We start from the raw sequence: 16,674 nt of genomic DNA, 5'->3' as shown, positions 1-16,674 counted from the left end.
CTGGCCCAGGGCGGCCGTCAGATCCCGATCTCGGGGGCGTACGTCCCGAAACTCCAGATGTTGCCCTCGACGTCCCGGGCCATGTAGTCCCGCGAGCCGTACGGCTGGTCGGTCGGGGGCATCAGGATCTCCGCGTCGTGGTCCACGGCGCGCTGGTGGTGGGCGTCGACGTCGTCCACCACGACGTACACCCCCGTCGGGCCCGCCTCGCCCATCGCCTCCGCGAAGACGCCGTCCCGGCCCTTGGAACCGAGCATCACCCCGCCGTTGCCCTGCACCAGCTCGGCGTGCAGGACCGTGCCGTCCGCACCCTCGTACAGCGACAGCTCGGTGAAGCCGAAGGCCTCCGTGAGCTGTCTGATCGCCGCCTTCGCGTCCGCGTACAGCAGCGTCGGATACACACTCGGCCGCGCGCCACCCGTACCAGCCATGCCCACCACTCCCTCCACCCGCCCCGTTCCGCCCGCCTCGCCGCCCAGTGTGACACCCGCCACCGACAACGCCCACGGCAACCGGAGCACACGGCGCCTTCTCCGGGAGGCGGCGGTCGTGGAGACGTACGCCCCGGCGACCGGTGAGCCGCACGCACCGGCGAGCCGCATGCGACGGTCGCTCCGTCCGCCGGCACCGCGCCCTGCCGGCGGACGCCGGCCGGCAGCCGTCCCAGGGCGACACCGGTGTTCCGCGTCGCCGGGCGCGGGACATCCGTCGCGGACGTGCCGTACATCACGTCGGCGGCGGCGACCTGGGCCGTATCGCCCCGTACCGCGAGTCCGAACACCCGTACGCAGAAAAAGCGCTTGCCGGGCCCCGTTAGACTTGGCCCATGGCCATTCTCCTCGCGCATTAGACGGCGGGAACGTCCTCAGCCGCCCACCCGCCACTACCTCCGCTCTGGAGTCTGTCCGTGATCTCCGCCTCCGGTATCGAGCTGCGCGCCGGTGCCCGCATCCTCCTCGAGAACGCCAACTTCCGCGTCGCCAAGGGCGACCGCATCGGCCTGGTCGGCCGCAACGGCGCCGGGAAGACCACCCTCACCAAGTGCCTCGCCGGCGAGGGCATGCCGGCCGCCGGCAACATCGCCCGCTCCGGCGAGGTCGGCTACCTCCCCCAGGACCCCCGCACCGGCGACCTCGACGTCCTCGCCCGCGACCGCATCCTCTCCGCGCGCGGCCTCGACGTACTGCTGCGCAAGATGCGCGACAACGAGCAGCGCATCGCCACCGGCCAGGGCTCCACCCGGGAGAAGGCCCTCAAGCAGTACGAGCGCCAGGAGACCGAGTTCCTCACCAAGGGCGGATACGCCGCCGAGGCCGAGGCCGCCACCATCGCCGCCGCGCTCAACCTGCCCGACCGCGTCCTCGGCCAGCCGCTGCACACGCTCTCCGGCGGTCAGCGCCGCCGTATCGAGCTGGCCCGGATCCTGTTCTCCGACGCCGACACGCTGCTGCTCGACGAGCCGACCAACCACCTCGACGCCGACTCGATCATCTGGCTGCGGGACTACCTCAAGACCTACCGCGGCGGCTTCATCGTGATCTCCCACGACGTCGACCTGGTCGAGACGGTCGTCAACAAGGTCTTCTACCTGGACGCGAACCGCTCCCAGATCGACATCTACAACATGGGCTGGAAGCTCTACCAGCAGCAGCGCGAGGCCGACGAGAAGCGCCGCAAGCGCGAGCGCGCCAACGCCGAGAAGAAGGCCGCCGCACTGCACTCGCAGGCCGACAAGATGCGCGCCAAGGCCACCAAGACCGTCGCCGCGCAGAACATGGCCCGCCGCGCGGACAAGCTGCTCTCCGGCCTGGAGGCGGTCCGGCAGTCCGACAAGGTCGCCAAGCTCCGCTTCCCGGAGCCCGCGCCCTGCGGCAAGACCCCGCTGATGGCCGAGGGCCTGTCGAAGTCGTACGGCTCGCTGGAGATCTTCACCGACGTCGACCTGGCCATCGACAAGGGCTCCCGGGTCGTCATCCTCGGCCTCAACGGCGCCGGCAAGACCACCCTGCTGCGCCTCCTCGGGGGCGTCGAGCAGCCGGACACCGGCGGGGTCGTCCCCGGCCACGGCCTCAAGCTCGGCTACTACGCGCAGGAGCACGAGACCCTGGACCCCGGCCGCACCGTGCTGGAGAACATGCGCTCGGCCGCCCCCGACATGGACCTCGTCGAGGTGCGCAAGGTGCTCGGCTCGTTCCTCTTCTCCGGCGACGACGTCGACAAGCCGGCCGGTGTCCTCTCGGGCGGCGAGAAGACCCGCCTCGCCCTGGCGACCCTGGTGGTGTCCTCGGCGAACGTGCTGCTCCTGGACGAGCCCACCAACAACCTCGACCCGGCCAGCCGCGAGGAGATCCTCGGCGCGCTGCGCACCTACAAGGGGGCCGTGGTCCTCGTCACCCACGACGAGGGCGCCGTCGAGGCGCTCCAGCCGGAGCGGATCATTCTGCTGCCGGACGGCGTCGAGGACCTGTGGGGCTCCGACTACGCGGATCTCGTCGCCCTGGCTTGATCGAATGGATGATCCACTGGGTATGGATCATTCGGCCGATCCGTGATCCATCATCTGTGTGAGATCTCCTCGTATCGAGGTGTGTCCTACATCGATTTCGCGGCCGACCCCTCCGTTGCGGAAGGGTCGGCCGTCGCGCGTCTCTGACCTGCTGATTCGCGAAAGAACCCGTTCGGCCGTACGGACGCACACGTCTGGAATCGTCAGTTCCGCTTGTGGGGATGTGCTCCTGTCGTCAAAACCGTGTCTCACGGACCTTGCCGAATGGGTGGCCATCGAGCCCCGGAGGGGTGATCATGAGGAGACCAGAGCGCACTTCCCATGAGGAGGCACGGGTGGCCGAGACTCTGAAGAAGGGCAGCCGGGTGACCGGCGCCGCGCGCGACAAGCTCGCGGCAGACCTGAAGAAAAAGTACGACTCCGGTGCGAGCATCCGGGCGCTGGCCGAGGAAACCGGCCGCTCGTATGGCTTCGTACACCGGATGCTCAGTGAGTCGGGCGTCACGCTCCGTGGGCGTGGCGGAGCGACCAGGGGCAAAAAGGCCGCATCGTCCTGATCCGGGCGGCCCATCGGCTTCGATGGTGGCCACCCGGTCGGTCGGGTGATCGGCCGGGTGGTTACTGTGCAGTCACTTAGCTGACCGCACGCATCGGAGGCGTCCCATGGCTTCGCCCGAGAAGGACCCTGCGTCCCTGGTTCCCCTGCTCGACCAGGACGGCGTACGACTCACCGTGGACGACGCGCTCGCCACGGTGGCGTTGACCAACCCGGCCAAGCGCAACGCGCAGAGCCCCGCTCTGTGGCGGGCGTTGGCCGAGGCGGGCCGGCTGCTGCCGGGCTCCGTCCGGGTGGTCGTGCTGCGCGGTGAGGGCAAGTCCTTCTCCGCCGGGCTCGACCGGCAGATGTTCACGCCCGAGGGGATCGAGGGCGAGCCGACCTTCGTCGACCTCGCGCGCCGTGACGACGCCGAGCTCGACGCGACCATCGCGGGCTACCAGGAGGCGTTCACCTGGTGGCGGCGGAACGACATCGTGTCCGTCGCCGCTGTCCAGGGGCACGCCATCGGTGCCGGCTTCCAGCTGGCTCTCGCCTGCGATCTGCGCGTCGTCGCGCACGATGTGCAGTTCGCCATGCGCGAGACCAGCCTCGGGATCGTGCCCGACCTCACGGGCACGCACCCGCTGGTGGAACTGGTCGGGTACGCCCGGGCGTTGGAGATCTGCGTGACCGGACGGTCCGTGCAGGCCGAGGAAGCGGTGAGCTCGGGGCTGGCCAACATCGCCGTGCCGGTGGACGAACTCGACGGCACGGTCCGCGACTTCGCGGCGGCCCTGCTCGCGGCACCCCGCGACGCGGTCGTCGAGACCAAGGCCCTGCTCCGCGGAGCGACCGGTCGCACCTACGAAGACCAGCGCGCCGCGGAACGCCAGGCCCAGGCCCGGCGTCTGAGGGACCTGGCCGGCCTCGGCGAGTGACCCGTAGGGGTCGGCCGACGGCCGATCACGGGCGCGGTCGGGTGACCCCGAAGCACGTCCGCTGACGGCGGTCGACGGATCGGGCCGGCCTCGGCGAGTGACCCGTACGGGTCGGCCGACGGCCGTCACCGGCAAGGGCGCGGTCGGCTGGGCCTGAAGCACGTCCGCTGACGGCGGTCGACGGATCTGGCCGTCATACGGGGTCAGCCGACGGCCGTCACCAGTACGGCCACCGTCGGGTGGTCCCGAAGCGCGTCGGAGACGGCTGCGCGGACCTGGCGGGCCACGTCCAGGGCGCGGTACGCGGTGTCCACCGCCACTTCCACCCGGACGTGGCGGTGCGCGAGTGCGGCCTCGGCCGGGGCGTCGTGCTGCCGTTCCTCGATGTGCACCGCGCGGCTCGGGCCGCCCAGTGCGCCGGTCAGCCGGGTGACGCCGGGGACGGAGCGGGCGGCCGTGGCGGCCCGGGTCTCGTCGGGGTCCGCCGTCTCCCGGGCCGGCACCGGCGGCACGGCCTGAGGGGCCGGGGCGGGCGGCTCCTCGTCGTCGAGCAGGCCGGTCACCCTGAGGTCCACCTCGGTGACCGCGAGGCCGAGCCCCTGCGCCGCGGCCGTCGCCAGGACCAGACGCAGACGGGACGCCGTGTCCGGCAGGGGCATGTCCGCCGTGGCCGAGAAGTCGGCCGTCAGCCGGAGCGGCCCCGGCGGCAGCGCGCTCGGCGGCAGGGGCACGGCGGGCTCCTCGGTGTCCTCCGGCCCGGCGAGCCCGAGCCGCAGCGTGCCCAGACGCACACCCGTCACTTCCCGCACCGCGCGCCGCAGCACCTCCGTGGCCGCCCCCTCCGCGATCCACGCGCCGTCCCGCGCGCCGCCCAGCGGAAGCAGCCTGCCGAGGCCCAGCTGCTGTCGCACCGCACGCGCCCATCGTTCCGCCGTCATTGCTCCAGCCTGCCGTATCCCCGGGGCGGGATGGCGCAAGCACGCTTACCGTGGTCGAAGGAGGACGACCGAAGAGGACGTACGGCCATGACCGAGATGACGAATCAGGACTGGACGGCGGATCCCACGGGCGCCAAGGAGGTGCCCGAGACAACGGGGGCCCGCAGGGCGCAACCGACACGGCGCGGGGGCGGCGACCCCGCGACCCGCGGACGGACCACCATCGCCGACGGGGTCGTGGAGAAGATCGCGGCGCTGGCCGCGCGGGACGTGGTCGGCGTGCACGCGCTCGGCAGCGGACTCGCCCGGACCTTCGGCGCCGTGCGCGACCGGGTGCCCGGCAGCCAGAAGTCGGTGACCCGGGGAGTGAAGGCCGAGGTCGGCGAGGTGCAGACCGCGCTCGACCTGGAGATCGTCGTGGACTACGGCGTGGCGATCGCCGACGTCGCCCATGCCGTGCGGGAGAACGTGATCACGGCGGTGGAGCGGATGACCGGGCTCCAGGTCGTGGAGGTCAACATCGCGGTGAGCGACGTCAAGCTTCCGGAGGAAGAGGAAGAGGAGCCGGAGCCCCGGATCCAGTGACGCCCGGCGGCCCGGACAACGCACGGCTGAGGAGCTGAGGAGCACAGCATGAGCATGGCCGTGGTCGGCATGATCGCCGGGATGGCCCTGGGCTTCGCCGGATACTTCGGCGGATTCGGTGCCTTCCTGCTGGTGGCCGCCCTGGGCGCCGTCGGGTTCGTCGCCGGCCGGTTCCTGGAGGGGGACTGGGAGCTCGGCGACTTCTTCCACACCCGGGACGACCGGCGTGACCGGCGGCGGTGACGTCCGTGAGCGGGGTCGGTGAGGCGCGCGGTCCCGTGTCCGTCGTCGCGCCCGGCGAGCGCGGCGCCCTGCGGATCGCCGACGGGGTCGTGGAGAAGATCGCGGCGCAGGCGGCACGCGAGGCGCTCGGCCCGCTGCCGGGGCAGGCGGAACCGCCGCGTGCCACCGTCGACGTCCACCACGGCACCGTCCGTGTCCGTGTCCGCCTGGAACTCGGCTATCCGGCCGACATCCCCGCCCACTGCCGCGCGGTGCGTCGCCGGGTCACCGAGCGGGTAACCGCGTTGGCGGGAATGGAGGTGCCGGAGGTCGCCGTCCACGTGGAACGGCTGCATCTGACGCATCCGCAGGGGACGGCACAGGGGAGGCCGCGATGAGCGAACCCCGGGGAACCGAGGGCACCACCCAGCCACTGCCGGTCGTCATGGAGAAGCCGGATGAGGCCTCCCCTCCGCCGGCGGCGCCCCCGCCGGTGGCGGACGGCGGAAGGGACGGCCGCTTCTGGTCGGCGCGCCGCGTCCCGGCGGCCGTCGTCGCCGTACTGCTCCTGCTCGGCTCGGGCGTCTTCCTCTACGACATCGCCGCCGTCCGCGCCCACCGGCCCGCCATGAGCTGGCGCCGCGACCTGGCCCGGCAGCTCGCCGAACGCCGGCTCGACGACACCTGGGTGCTGGTCGGCGCGGGCGTCGCGCTGGCCCTCGGCCTCTGGCTGCTCCTGCTCGCGCTCACGCCCGGCCTGCGCGACCTCCTGCCGATGCGGCGCCCGCACCCCGACGTCCGCGCCGGACTGCAGCGCGCGGCGGCGGCCCTGGTGCTGCGCGACCGGGCCATGGAGATCTCGGGCGTGCGGTCGGTACGGGTGCGGATGGGCCGCAGGAAGGCCGTCGTCCGCGCGGTCGCGCACTTCCGTGAACTCGACGACGTACGCGCCGACCTGGACACCGCCCTCACCGCGGCCGTCCAGGGCCTGGGCCTGACCCGGCAGCCTGCGCTGTCGGTGCGCGTCAGCCGCCCCGGACGGAAGGGGTGAGCGCGGTGCTCAGGACCGTCAACCGCACGCTCCTCGGACTGATCGGACTGCTGCTGGCCGCCCTCGGCGGCGCGGTGCTGGCCGTCGGCCTGGGCGTCCGGCCGCCCCACTGGTGGATCCACGTCGGCCGGCACGACGTCCTGCTCAGCGACGCCGAGCGGACGCACTGGCGGGACGCCGGCTGGTGGTGGCCGGCCGTCATCGCCGCGCTCGCCCTCCTGGTCCTGCTCGCCCTGTGGTGGCTGACGGCGGTACTGCGCCGCCGCCGGCTCGCCGAGGTGCGCGTCGACACCGGCGACGGTGCGGGCGCGCTGCTGCGCGGCCGGGCCCTGGAAGGCGTCCTGGCCGCCGACGCGGGCCGCCAGGAGGGCGTGGCCCACACCCGCCTCCTGCTGACCGGCCGCCGTACGGCACCCCGCGCGCGGGTGTGGCTGCAACTGGAGCCGGACGTCGACCCCGGCACGGTCCTGCACTACCTGACGGCCCAGGCACTGACCCACGCGCGCGAGTCGGCGGGGCTGGCGAAGCTCCCGGCGGAGGTACGCCTGCGGGCGGTCAAGCACAAGGCCGAAAGGGTGACGTGAGAGAGGGTGACCCGAAAACTCGGAACCCTCGGAACCCTCAGAAACCGTGCCGCATCCCGCCGTCGACGGGCACCATGATCCCCGTCAGATAGGACGCGGCCGGAGACAACAGGAACGCGGCCACCCGCCCGAACTCCTCGGGCGTCCCGTACCGCCGCAACGGAATCCGGGACTCGTTCGCCGCCCGGGTGGCCTCCGGGTCCGCCGACAACCCGTCCAGCTCGCGCACGCGATCCGTGTCGATGCGCGACGGAAGCAGCCCCACCACCCGGATCCCGAGCGGCCCCAGCTCGTCCGCGATGGACTTGGCGAACCCGGCGAGCCCGGGCCGCAGCCCGTTGGAGACGGTCAGTCCCGGGATCGGCTCGTGCACAGAGGCGGACAGCACGAACCCGATGACCCCGCCCGGCTCCAGCTCCGCTGCCGCCGCGCGAGCCAGCCGTACCGCACCCAGGAACACCGACTCGAACGCGCCCCGCCAGTGCTCGTCCGTGTTGTCGGCGACGAACCCCGGGGGCGGCCCGCCGACGCTGATCAGGACGCCGTCGAAGCCGCCGAAGCGCTCGCGGGCGGCCGCGATCAGCCGCTCGGCGCCCTGCGGGTCGGCGTTGTCGACGGCGACACCGGCCGCGTTCGGACCCAGCTCGGCCGCCGCGTCGGCGACCCGCTGCTCGTCCCGCCCCGTGATGACCACCTTCGCCCCGTCGGCGACGAGCTCGCGCGCGGCGGCGTTGCCCAGGCCGCGCGTGGCTCCGGTGACGACGTACACCCGGTCCTTCAGTCCAAGATCCATGGCCCCTATCCTGCCTCGTCGCTCCCGAACAGGGCGAGGGCGGTGTTCACCAGGCCGATATGGCTGAACGCCTGCGGGAAGTTGCCCAGCTGGCAGCCGGCCACCGGGTCGTACTCCTCGGACAGCAGCCCCACGTCGTTGGCGAGGCCCACCAGCCGTTCGAACAGCTCCCGGGCCTCCTTCGTCCGGCCCGTCAGATGCAGGGCGTCCGCGAGCCAGAAGGAGCACGCCAGGAACACGCCCTCCCCGCCGGGCATCCCGTCGACGGCCGCCCCGCCGGCGTCGTAGCGGGTGTCGGAGCCGAGGTCGGTGTCGCAGTCGGTGTCGTAACGGCGTACGAAGCCGCCCTGCCCGAGTCCGGCGCGGACGGCGTCGACCGTGCCGATCACCCGCGGGTCGTCGGGCGGCAGGAAGCCGACGCGCGGGATGAGCAGCGCGGCCGCGTCGAGTTCACGCGAGCCGTAGTACTGCGTGAAGGTCCTCCGCTCGGGGTCGTAGCCCTTCTCGCACACCTCCCGGTGCACCTCGTCGCGCAACGCGCGCCAGCCGTCGAGGTCGCCGCGCAGCTCGGGGTTCTCCTCCAGCGTGCGCACGGCACGGTCGGCGGCCACCCACACCATCACCTTGGAGTGCACGAACTGCCGCCGCCCGCCGCGCACCTCCCACAGGCCCTCGTCCGGCTGCCGCCACGCCGAGCGCAGGAACTCCAGCAGCACGCCCTGGAGCGACCACATGTGCGGCTTGGGAGGCATGCCCGCGCGCCGGGCCAGCGACAGCGAGTCCATGACCTCCCCGTACACGTCGAGCTGCAGCTGCCGCACGGCGTCGTTGCCGATCCGTACGGGCGCCGAACCGGCGAATCCGGGCAGCCAGGGCAGCTCGAACTCGGGCAGCCGGCGCTCGCCCGCGAGGCCGTACATGATCTGGAGGTCCGCCGGGTCGCCCGCGACCGCGCGCACCAGCCAGTCGCGCCAGGCCTCCGCCTCCTTGCGGTAGCCCGCGGCCAGCAGGGCGCCGAGGGTGAGCGTGGAGTCGCGCAGCCAGCAGTAGCGGTAGTCCCAGTTGCGTACGCCACCCAGTTCCTCGGGGAGCGAGGTGGTGGCCGCGGCGACGATGCCGCCGGTCGGCGCGTAGGTGAGGGCCTTGAGGGTGATCAGGGAACGGACCACCGCGTCCCGGTACGGCCCCTGGTAGCGGCAGCGGGACGCCCAGCGCCGCCAGTCCGTGACGCTGTCCCGCAGGGCGGCGAACGGGTCGACCAGCGGGGGGCGCGGCTGGTGCGATGGGTGCCAGGTGAGCACGAACGCGACCCGCTCGCCCGCGGCGAGGGTGAACTCCGAGTACGTGCCGAAGTCCTCGCCCCAGGTGCGCACCGACGGTTCGCTGCGCAGCCACACCGAGTCGGGCCCCGCGACGGCGACCCGGTGGCCGCCGGACCGGCGCATCCACGGCACGATCGAGCCGTAGTCGAAGCGCAGGCGCAGGGTGCTGCGGACGGTGACCCGGCCGGACAGCCCCTCGACGACGCGTACGACGTCGGGTGCGTGGTCGCGCTGCGGCATCAGGTCCGTGACCCGGACGGACCCCTGAGGGGTGTCCCACTCGGTGTCGAGGACGAGGGTGTCGCGGCGGTAGGCGCGGCGGGTGCAGGGGCCGGCCCCCTTGGGAGCGATCCTCCAGTGACCGTGCTCCTCGTCGCCCAGGAGCCGCGCGAAGCAGGCGGCGGAGTCGAAGCGGGGCAGGCACAGCCAGTCGACGGAGCCGTCCCTGCCGACCAGGGCCGCGGTCTGCTCGTCACCGATGAGGGCGTAGTCCTCGATGCGCGGTTGCACGGGTTTCCGGATTCCCGGTGTGGCGCGGCCACAATCAGCCGGCTGGTCCGGGAAGGTGACCTCACACCCCGGCGGTCGCGGGTTCCTCGCTCGTCTGCGCCGCCGCCTCCGCCCGGGACCGGTCCTCGCGGCGGACCAGAACGAACCAGCCGTACGGGACGCCCGCGGCGAACAGCCACCACTGGATCATGTACGCGTAGTTCAGCGGGGCGTCTTCCTTGCCGGGGTCGGAGAGCAGCTCCGGGGTGTCGCCCTTGGGCTCCGGAGCGGTCTGCTGGATGTAGCCGCCGAGCACCTGGGCGTGCAGCCGCCGGGCCTGCTCCGCGCTGTTGATCAGCATGATCTGCCGGTTCGGCAGCCCCTTGATCTCCTTGATGCCGCTGGCCGCCGTCGTCTCGTCGGCCATCAGCCGCCCGGTGACGGTGGTCCGGCCGGCGGGCGGTGCGGGGATCTCGGGGAAGGCGGTCTGCGCGCCGTTCGCCGGGATCCAGCCGCGGTTGACCAGCAGCACCTTGCCGTCCGTCAGCACGAACGGCGTCAGGACGTGGAAACCGACCTCGTCGTCGGCGTTGACGCGGCGCCGGACGACCACTTCCCGCGCGGTGTCGAAGGTGCCGGTCGCGGTGACCCTGCGGTACTTCTCGGTGCGGGTGACGGCGTGCCCCGGGGAGCTCAGCCGCTCCACGGGCACCGGCTTGGCCGCCAGTGCCTCGGAGACCAGCTGGTTGCGGGCGCTGCGCATCTCGTACCGGTGCTTCTGCCAGATGCCCAGCCAGATCATGGTGGGGATCAGCAGCAGGGCCACCAGGGTGAGGATCACCCACTGGCGGGTCAGCAGAAAGCGGTAGCGGTGCACCCCACGACGGTACAACTCGGTCGTGGGGCGCAATCGCGCGGGTACCGGGTCACACCTTGTCCACGACGCCCACCTTGCCCTCGGAGCGCGCGCAGTGGGCGCCGCAGTACCAGTGGCCCTCGACCTCGACGCCCTGGCCGATGATCTGCACCCGGCAGTGTTCGCAGATCGGTGCCATGCGGTGGATCGCGCAGGAGAAGCAGTCGAAGACGTGCACCGCGCCCTGGGCGTGCACCTCGAAGGTCATGCCGTAGTCATTGCCGCATACTTCACATCTCGCCATGCGCCACAGAGTGAGCCGTCGCCGCCGCCCGGGCGAGCGGCCGCCGGGCGAGTCGCACGGCAATCACCCATCCGTACGGTCATTCCTCCATACGGTCGTTTCTCCATACGGTCGTCCGTCCGTACGGTCATTTCTCCGACGCGGGCTCCACATCCGCGAGGAGCTGTCCGAACGCCGCCTCGTCCACCACCGGCGTCCCGTACTGCCGCGCCTTGACCGCCTTCGAGGTGCCCGAGTCCGGATCGTTGGTCACCAGGAGACTGGTCAGCCGGGACAGGCTGGTCGCGACATGCAGTCCCGCCTCGGTCGCCCGGTCCTCCAGCAGGTCACGCTCGACCGAGGTGTCCCCGGAGAACGCGACCCGCATGCCCTGCTTGAGACGTTTGCCCTCTTCGTACCGGCCCGGGTTGGGATACGGGCACGCGGGCCGCCTGCGGGCCGGACGCCAGGTGCCGGGCCGGTATCCGCCGTACCCCCCACCCCCGCCGCCGGCCTGCTGGCCGATGCGGGGCGCGGGCCGGTCCTGCCACTCGGTCAGCGGCCGGCACTCCAGCAGCGGCAGCCGCACCCCGCCCTCCGCCGCGGCCCGCAGACTGGGCCGGAACGCCTCCGCGAGCACGCGCGCGTCGTCCAGCGCGTGGTGCTTGTGCCGCTGCACGACGCCGAAGTGGGCCGCCAGCGACTCCAGTTTGTGGTTGGGCAGCGGCAGACCCAGTTCCTTCGACAGCGCGATCGTGCACAGCCGCTGCCGCACCGGAGCCTCGCGCTCCGCGCGCGCGTACTCCCGGGCGATCATCTGCCAGTCGAAGACGGCGTTGTGCGCGACCAGCACCCGGTCCGCGAGCCGGGCGGCGAACTCCTCGGCGACGTCCGCGAACAGCGGCGCGCCCTCGAGTACCTCGCTCGTCAGACCGTGGATCCACACCGGGCCCGGGTCCCGCTCCGGATTGACGAGCGTGTACCAGTGGTCCTCGACCTCACCGCGCGCGTCCAGCCGGTAGACGGCCGCGGAGATTATCCGGTCGTCCCGGGCCAGGCCCGTGGTCTCCACGTCAACGACCGCGTATCCCCGGGGATACGCGGCCGGCCACCGGGTGGGGGAGGACGCTGCGGTCGTTCGGTCTTCGAGCATGGTCACTGAGGATACGGGCCGCGACTGACAGCCCTCTCCCGGAGGTTCGGGTCCGCCACCGCACATGTCCCTTCCCTGTGCGCGGCTATGGACACCTTCACCCCACGGTGCGACCGTGCTGCCGCCCGGCGGTTGACGGCCCAGGGAAGGGCGGTACGGCGTATGGCACGCGTACGGTACGGCGCACGGACCGAGGCGGAGGCCACGGCCGCGCGCACCGCGAGCGCGAAGCTCCCCGACATCTGGTCCACCGGCGTGGTGGCCCTCTGGGAGACCGATCCGGACGCGGTGGCCGCGGTGCTGCCGCCCCCGCTCAAACCGACCGGGCGCCCCCTGGTCCGGGTCAGCATCAGCAAGGTCGACCTGCCCGGATATCCGCTCGGCGCGGGCTCGTTCGCGGTCGCCGCCGCCCACGGCGGGACCGAGGGCTGGTATCCGCTGGTGATGCCGATGACCCACGAACGCGCCCTCACCGGCGGCCGGGAGGTCTTCGGAGAGCCCAAGAAGCTCGGTGAGGTGACCGTCGAGCGCGACGGCCCCGTGGTGCGCGCGGCGCTGGCCCGGCACGGCATCGCCTTCGTCGAGGTGCACGGCACGGTGAGCGGCCGGCTGCCCCTGCCCGAGCCGTCGCGGAAGACCGACTTCTACTTCAAGTTCCTTCCCGCGGTGGACGGTTCCGGCTTCGACGGCGACCCGCTGCTGGTGCACTGCGTGCGCCACGAGAAGGTGAGCGGACTGGAGGCGGTCACCGGGAACGTGGTGCTGCGCGAGTCCGGATACGACCCCGTCGCCGACCTGCCGGTCCTGCGCCTCGTCGAGATCACCCTCGGCCGCAAGACCAGCGACCAGCGCGGCCGGGTCGCCGAGCGGGTCGATCCGCAGGCGCTGTTGCCGTACGTCCACCAGCGGTACGACGATCCGCGCCAGGTCCTGGACGCCCCGCCCGAGACTTCCGAGGGAGGCCTGTGATGGAGCTGAGGGAGGGACAGGTCGCCGTCGTCACCGGCGCCGCGAGCGGCATCGGCCTCGCCATGGCCCGGCGGTTCGCGGCCGAGGGCCTGAAGGTGGTCCTCGCCGACGTCGAGGGGGCCGCCCTGGACAAGGCCGCCGACGACCTGCGCGCGGACGGCGCGGACGTGCACGCGCGCGTGGTCGACGTCGGCGTCCGCGAACAGGTCCTGGAGCTCGCCGAGTCGGCGTACGAGACGTACGGCGCCGTGCACGTCCTGTGCAACAACGCCGGGGTGGGCTCGGGCGCCGAGGGCCGCATGTGGGAGCACGACCCGAACGACTGGAAGTGGGCGTTCTCCGTCAATGTGTGGGGCGTCTTCCACGGCGTCCAGGCGTTCGTGCCACGGATGATCAAGTCGGGTCAACCCGGTCATGTCGTCAACACGTCCTCCGGCGACGGCGGCATCGCCCCGCTGCCCACCGCCTCCGTGTACGCCGTCACCAAGGCGGCCGTCGTCACGCTGACCGAGTCCCTGTACGCCCACCTGAAGGCGGAACACGCGCGCGTGGGCGCCTCGGTGCTCTTCCCAGGCCCGCACATGCTGCGTACCGGCCTGTGGGAGTCGCACCGCAACCGGCCCGAGCGGTACGCGAAACAGAGGCCGCGCAAGACCCCGTACCGCAGCCTCGACCAGTGGGAGGCGGCGATGCGCGCGGCGGGCAAGGAGGTCAGCTTCACACCCGTCGAGGAGGTCGCCGGCCTCGTCGTGGACGGCATCCGCGCCGACCGCTTCTGGCTGCTGCCGGCCGGCGAGCACAGCGACCGGCAGATCCGCGCGCGGGCACGGTCCATGCTCGAGCGCGCGAACCCGTCGTATCTCGAGAGCTTCGTCCTGGACTGACAGGAGACCGACGTGACTGACCAGGACCCGTACCTGATCATCTCCTCCGACTGCCACGCCGGGCTGCCCACCGAGGAGTACCGGCCCTACCTGGAGGCCCGGTTCCACCGGGACTTCGACGAGTTCCTCGCGGGCCAGGGCCGGCGCCGCGAGGAGATGACCCGGCTCGGCATCCGCAACGAGGCCTTCGCGGACAAGTGGTTCCAGGACAACGAGGAGGGCCTGCGCGGCGGCTGGGACACCGGCCGGCGGCTGAAGGAACTCGACGGCGACGGGGTGGCCGCCGAGGTGGTCTTCCCGGACGCCGACGCCGTGGACAGCCGTACGGCCGCTCCCTTCGGCGTGGGCCTCGGCCTGTCCGGCGACCAGGACCCCGAACTGGGCATGGCGGGTGCGCGGGCGCACAACCGCTGGCTGGCCGACTTCGTCTCCGAGCACCCCGAACGGCACTGCGGAGTGGCCCTGCTGCCCGTCACGGCCCCGGCCGAGCGGGTGGTCGCCGAGGTCCACCGTGCCAAGGAGGCCGGGCTCGGCGCCCTGATGATCCCGTCCATGTGGGTCGACAAGGAGCCGTACCACGACCGCCGTTACGACCCGGTGTGGGCGGCGGCCGCCGAGTGCGGGATGCCGGTGCTGACGCACTCCGGAGCGGCTCCGCGGCACGAGTACGGCGACCACCTCGGGATCTACGTCTCCGAGGTCACCTGGTGGCCCGCCCGGCCGTTGTGGTTCCTGCTGTGGTCCGGGGTCTTCGAACGCCATCCCGGCCTCAGGTTCGGGGTGGCGGAGTCGGGCTGCTGGTGGCTGCCGAACCTGCTGTGGTTCATGGACCGCCTCTACCTGGGCGCGCACGGCGGAAAGAAACTCTCGCCCTTCCAGGAACTCAAGCGTCCCCCGCACGAGTACCTCGACCGGCAGGTGTTCGTCTGCGCCACCAACACCAAGCGCCGCGAACTGGCCCAGCGCTACGAGATCGGCGTGGACAACATCCTGTGGGGCAGCGACTTCCCGCACCCCGAGGGCACCTGGCCCGACACGCGCGCGTGGCTGCGCCGCACCTTCCACGACATCCCGGTGACCGAGACCCGCCGCATGCTGGGCCTCGCGGCGGCCGAGGCCTTCGGCTTCGACGTGGCGCGGCTGACCCCGCTCGCCCGGCGGATCGGCCCCACCCCCGCCGACCTCGGCCAGCCGGACGACCAGGCGGCCGTCGAGGCGTCCTGGGCGCGCTCGCGCGAGGTGGGCCGCCACTGGCTGACCGGCCACGACTTCCCGGACCTGGGGGTGACCCCGTGAACTCCACGGACCCGGACCTCGGCGAGGACCGCTGCACCGTCATCTCCGCCGACTGCCACGCGGGCGCGGACCTCCTCGACTACAAGCCGTACCTGGAGCGGCGCTACCACGAGGACTTCGACGCCTGGGCGGCCACGTACGTCAACCCGTACGAGGACCTGCTCGCCGACTCGGCCGACCGGAACTGGAACTCCGAGCTGCGTCTGGCCGAGCTGGAGGCGGACGGGATCGTCGCGGAGGTGGTCTTCCCGAACACCATCCCGCCGTTCTTCCCGTCCGGCTCCCTGAGCGCGCCCACGCCGACCGCGGAGGAGTTCGACCGCCGGTGGGCGGGGCTGCGCGCCCACAACCGCTGGCTGGCGGACTTCTGCGCGGCCGCGCCGGGCCGCCGCGCGGGCGTCTGCCAGATCCTCCTGAACGACGTCGAGGAGGCCGTGCGGGAGATCCGGTGGGCGGCCGGCGCGGGCCTGAAGGGGGGAGTGCTGCTGCCGGGCACACCGCCGGGCTCGGGGCTGCCCGAGCTGTACTCGTCGGCGTACGACCCGATCTGGGCCGTCTGCGCGGAACTCGGCGTGCCCGTCAACCACCACGCGGGCTCGGCCTCCCCGCCGCTCGGCGACGAACCGGCCGCCCGCGCGGTCTTCATGGTCGAGACGACCTGGTTCTCCCACCGCGCGCTGTGGCACCTCGTCTTCGGCGGCGCCTTCCGCCGGCACCCGGAGCTGAGGCTGGTCCTGACCGAACAGGGCTCGGGCTGGATCCCCGGGGTCCTGGACATGCTGGACTACTACCACGGCCGCCTGGTCGCCGCCGCGACGAAGGCGGCCACGGCGGAGGCCAAGTTCGGCGCGGGGCTGGCCGCCGGCATGGGCGGGGCCCCTTCGCGGGTCTGGCGCGACAACTGCTTCGTCGGCGCCAGCTTCATGCGCCCGCACGAGGTGCCGCTGCGCGACCGCATCGGCATCGACAAGATCATGTGGGGCAGCGACTACCCCCACGACGAGGGGACCCACCCCTACTCCCGCCAGGCCCTGCGCTTCGCCTACGCGGGCGTGCCCCGGGACGAGCTCACGGCGATGCTCGGGGGCAACGCCGCCCGCGTGTACGGCTTCGACCTCGACTTCCTGGACCCGATCGCGGCGAAGGCCGGCCCGACGTTCGCGGAGCTCAGCGAGCCGCTCCTGGAGCCGCCCGCGGACGCGACCAGCCCCGTGTTCGCGCGGGGAGCGTCGGTACGGGTGTGGTGACCGCCGGGATGGAATCCTCC

19 protein-coding genes are annotated in these 16,674 nt (G+C 72.5%); 12 read left to right on the top strand and 7 right to left on the bottom strand.

Going from position 1 to position 16,674, the window contains the following annotated elements:
- Positions 1 to 17: 17 nt before the first annotated feature.
- Positions 18 to 431, bottom strand: a complete 414-nt coding sequence (locus ACH45E_RS42790) for a VOC family protein (protein ID WP_361455543.1) — start codon at positions 429 to 431, stop codon at positions 18 to 20.
- Between the two features lie 476 nt (positions 432 to 907).
- Between ACH45E_RS42790 and ACH45E_RS42785 the strand changes: the two genes are divergently transcribed.
- The 3 genes from ACH45E_RS42785 to ACH45E_RS42775 all read left to right on the top strand — a co-directional run bounded on the left by ACH45E_RS42785 (position 908) and on the right by ACH45E_RS42775 (position 3,982).
- On the top strand, positions 908 to 2,506 hold the full coding sequence (locus tag ACH45E_RS42785) for an ABC-F family ATP-binding cassette domain-containing protein (protein ID WP_361455373.1): 1,599 nt from the start codon (positions 908 to 910) through the stop codon (positions 2,504 to 2,506).
- A gap of 335 nt (positions 2,507 to 2,841) precedes the next feature.
- Complete coding sequence (locus ACH45E_RS42780) at positions 2,842 to 3,063, top strand: helix-turn-helix domain-containing protein (protein ID WP_004002281.1); 222 nt, start codon at positions 2,842 to 2,844, stop codon at positions 3,061 to 3,063.
- A 106-nt stretch (positions 3,064 to 3,169) separates the two neighbouring features.
- Positions 3,170 to 3,982, top strand: a complete 813-nt coding sequence (locus tag ACH45E_RS42775) for an enoyl-CoA hydratase/isomerase family protein (protein WP_361455376.1) — start codon at positions 3,170 to 3,172, stop codon at positions 3,980 to 3,982.
- 203 nt (positions 3,983 to 4,185) lie between these two features.
- Here ACH45E_RS42775 and ACH45E_RS42770 read toward each other — a convergent pair whose 3' ends face one another.
- Positions 4,186 to 4,920, bottom strand: coding sequence for a nucleopolyhedrovirus P10 family protein (locus ACH45E_RS42770; RefSeq protein ID WP_361455379.1), 735 nt, complete (start codon positions 4,918 to 4,920; stop codon positions 4,186 to 4,188).
- An 87-nt stretch (positions 4,921 to 5,007) separates the two neighbouring features.
- Between ACH45E_RS42770 and ACH45E_RS42765 the strand changes: the two genes are divergently transcribed.
- The 5 genes from ACH45E_RS42765 to amaP are packed head-to-tail and all read left to right on the top strand — an operon-like array spanning position 5,008 to position 7,362.
- A complete protein-coding gene (locus tag ACH45E_RS42765) occupies positions 5,008 to 5,505 on the top strand; it encodes an Asp23/Gls24 family envelope stress response protein (RefSeq protein WP_361455382.1) in 498 nt (165 codons plus the stop codon).
- A 48-nt stretch (positions 5,506 to 5,553) separates the two neighbouring features.
- Entirely contained in the window at positions 5,554 to 5,748 is a 195-nt protein-coding gene (locus ACH45E_RS42760; RefSeq protein ID WP_361455385.1) for a hypothetical protein, read from the top strand.
- Complete coding sequence (locus tag ACH45E_RS42755; protein ID WP_361455388.1) at positions 5,745 to 6,125, top strand: Asp23/Gls24 family envelope stress response protein; 381 nt, start codon at positions 5,745 to 5,747, stop codon at positions 6,123 to 6,125. Before ACH45E_RS42760 ends, ACH45E_RS42755 begins: the two co-directional genes overlap by 4 nt.
- A complete protein-coding gene (locus ACH45E_RS42750) occupies positions 6,122 to 6,778 on the top strand; it encodes a DUF6286 domain-containing protein (RefSeq protein ID WP_361455391.1) in 657 nt (218 codons plus the stop codon). The genes ACH45E_RS42755 and ACH45E_RS42750 overlap by 4 nt, the downstream gene beginning before the upstream one ends.
- Positions 6,775 to 7,362 carry an alkaline shock response membrane anchor protein AmaP gene (gene amaP, locus ACH45E_RS42745; RefSeq protein ID WP_361455394.1) on the top strand — a complete coding sequence of 196 codons (588 nt, stop codon included), beginning with the start codon at positions 6,775 to 6,777 and terminating at the stop codon, positions 7,360 to 7,362. Before ACH45E_RS42750 ends, amaP begins: the two co-directional genes overlap by 4 nt.
- A 37-nt stretch (positions 7,363 to 7,399) precedes the next feature.
- Here amaP and ACH45E_RS42740 read toward each other — a convergent pair whose 3' ends face one another.
- The 5 genes from ACH45E_RS42740 to ACH45E_RS42720 form a co-directional block, all read right to left on the bottom strand.
- Positions 7,400 to 8,155, bottom strand: a complete 756-nt coding sequence (locus ACH45E_RS42740; RefSeq protein WP_361455397.1) for an SDR family oxidoreductase — start codon at positions 8,153 to 8,155, stop codon at positions 7,400 to 7,402.
- 5 nt (positions 8,156 to 8,160) lie between these two features.
- On the bottom strand, positions 8,161 to 9,987 hold the full coding sequence (locus ACH45E_RS42735; RefSeq protein WP_361455400.1) for a glycoside hydrolase family 15 protein: 1,827 nt from the start codon (positions 9,985 to 9,987) through the stop codon (positions 8,161 to 8,163).
- 61 nt (positions 9,988 to 10,048) lie between these two features.
- Positions 10,049 to 10,843, bottom strand: a complete 795-nt coding sequence (locus tag ACH45E_RS42730) for an SURF1 family protein (RefSeq protein WP_361455403.1) — start codon at positions 10,841 to 10,843, stop codon at positions 10,049 to 10,051.
- A 49-nt stretch (positions 10,844 to 10,892) separates the two neighbouring features.
- The gene (locus ACH45E_RS42725; RefSeq protein ID WP_132854627.1) at positions 10,893 to 11,126 is read right to left on the bottom strand and encodes a hypothetical protein; all 234 of its coding nucleotides are present in this window, start codon (positions 11,124 to 11,126) and stop codon (positions 10,893 to 10,895) included.
- A 127-nt stretch (positions 11,127 to 11,253) separates the two neighbouring features.
- Positions 11,254 to 12,258 carry a DEDDh family exonuclease gene (locus ACH45E_RS42720; protein ID WP_361455407.1) on the bottom strand — a complete coding sequence of 335 codons (1,005 nt, stop codon included), beginning with the start codon at positions 12,256 to 12,258 and terminating at the stop codon, positions 11,254 to 11,256.
- 162 nt (positions 12,259 to 12,420) lie between these two features.
- On the opposite strand from ACH45E_RS42720, the gene ACH45E_RS42715 reads away from it, so the two are divergent.
- The 4 genes from ACH45E_RS42715 to ACH45E_RS42700 are packed head-to-tail and all read left to right on the top strand — an operon-like array spanning position 12,421 to position 16,654.
- Positions 12,421 to 13,227: an acetoacetate decarboxylase family protein gene (locus tag ACH45E_RS42715; protein ID WP_361455410.1), complete on the top strand. Its 807-nt coding sequence runs from the start codon at positions 12,421 to 12,423 to the stop codon at positions 13,225 to 13,227.
- A complete protein-coding gene (locus ACH45E_RS42710; protein ID WP_361455413.1) occupies positions 13,227 to 14,111 on the top strand; it encodes an SDR family NAD(P)-dependent oxidoreductase in 885 nt (294 codons plus the stop codon). The genes ACH45E_RS42715 and ACH45E_RS42710 overlap by 1 nt, the downstream gene beginning before the upstream one ends.
- A 12-nt stretch (positions 14,112 to 14,123) precedes the next feature.
- Positions 14,124 to 15,407 (top strand): amidohydrolase family protein, encoded by a 1,284-nt coding sequence (locus tag ACH45E_RS42705; RefSeq protein ID WP_361455416.1) that lies wholly within the window; start codon positions 14,124 to 14,126, stop codon positions 15,405 to 15,407.
- Positions 15,404 to 16,654 (top strand): amidohydrolase family protein, encoded by a 1,251-nt coding sequence (locus ACH45E_RS42700; protein WP_361455419.1) that lies wholly within the window; start codon positions 15,404 to 15,406, stop codon positions 16,652 to 16,654. The genes ACH45E_RS42705 and ACH45E_RS42700 overlap by 4 nt, the downstream gene beginning before the upstream one ends.
- Positions 16,655 to 16,674: the final 20 nt, after the last annotated feature.

This window comes from Streptomyces sp. NPDC020299, from assembly GCF_044387825.1.
Taxonomy (GTDB): Bacteria; Actinomycetota; Actinomycetes; order Streptomycetales; family Streptomycetaceae; genus Streptomyces.
Note: the sequence above shows the minus strand (reverse complement) of the source record. Positions and strands in the feature narration are given on the sequence as shown.

Excerpts from the sequence above, each read along its gene's own strand:
- ACH45E_RS42790 (WP_361455543.1), bottom strand. The coding sequence starts at position 431 with ATGGCTGGTACGGGTGGCGCGCGGCCGAGTGTGTATCCGACGCTGCTG.
- ACH45E_RS42775 (WP_361455376.1), top strand. The coding sequence starts at position 3,170 with ATGGCTTCGCCCGAGAAGGACCCTGCGTCCCTGGTTCCCCTGCTCGAC.
- ACH45E_RS42770 (WP_361455379.1), bottom strand. The coding sequence starts at position 4,920 with ATGACGGCGGAACGATGGGCGCGTGCGGTGCGACAGCAGCTGGGCCTC.
- ACH45E_RS42765 (WP_361455382.1), top strand. The coding sequence starts at position 5,008 with ATGACCGAGATGACGAATCAGGACTGGACGGCGGATCCCACGGGCGCC.
- ACH45E_RS42760 (WP_361455385.1), top strand. The coding sequence starts at position 5,554 with ATGAGCATGGCCGTGGTCGGCATGATCGCCGGGATGGCCCTGGGCTTC.
- ACH45E_RS42750 (WP_361455391.1), top strand. The coding sequence starts at position 6,122 with ATGAGCGAACCCCGGGGAACCGAGGGCACCACCCAGCCACTGCCGGTC.
- ACH45E_RS42740 (WP_361455397.1), bottom strand. The coding sequence starts at position 8,155 with ATGGATCTTGGACTGAAGGACCGGGTGTACGTCGTCACCGGAGCCACG.
- ACH45E_RS42725 (WP_132854627.1), bottom strand. The coding sequence starts at position 11,126 with ATGGCGAGATGTGAAGTATGCGGCAATGACTACGGCATGACCTTCGAG.
- ACH45E_RS42720 (WP_361455407.1), bottom strand. The coding sequence starts at position 12,258 with ATGCTCGAAGACCGAACGACCGCAGCGTCCTCCCCCACCCGGTGGCCG.
- ACH45E_RS42715 (WP_361455410.1), top strand. The coding sequence starts at position 12,421 with ATGGCACGCGTACGGTACGGCGCACGGACCGAGGCGGAGGCCACGGCC.
- ACH45E_RS42710 (WP_361455413.1), top strand. The coding sequence starts at position 13,227 with ATGGAGCTGAGGGAGGGACAGGTCGCCGTCGTCACCGGCGCCGCGAGC.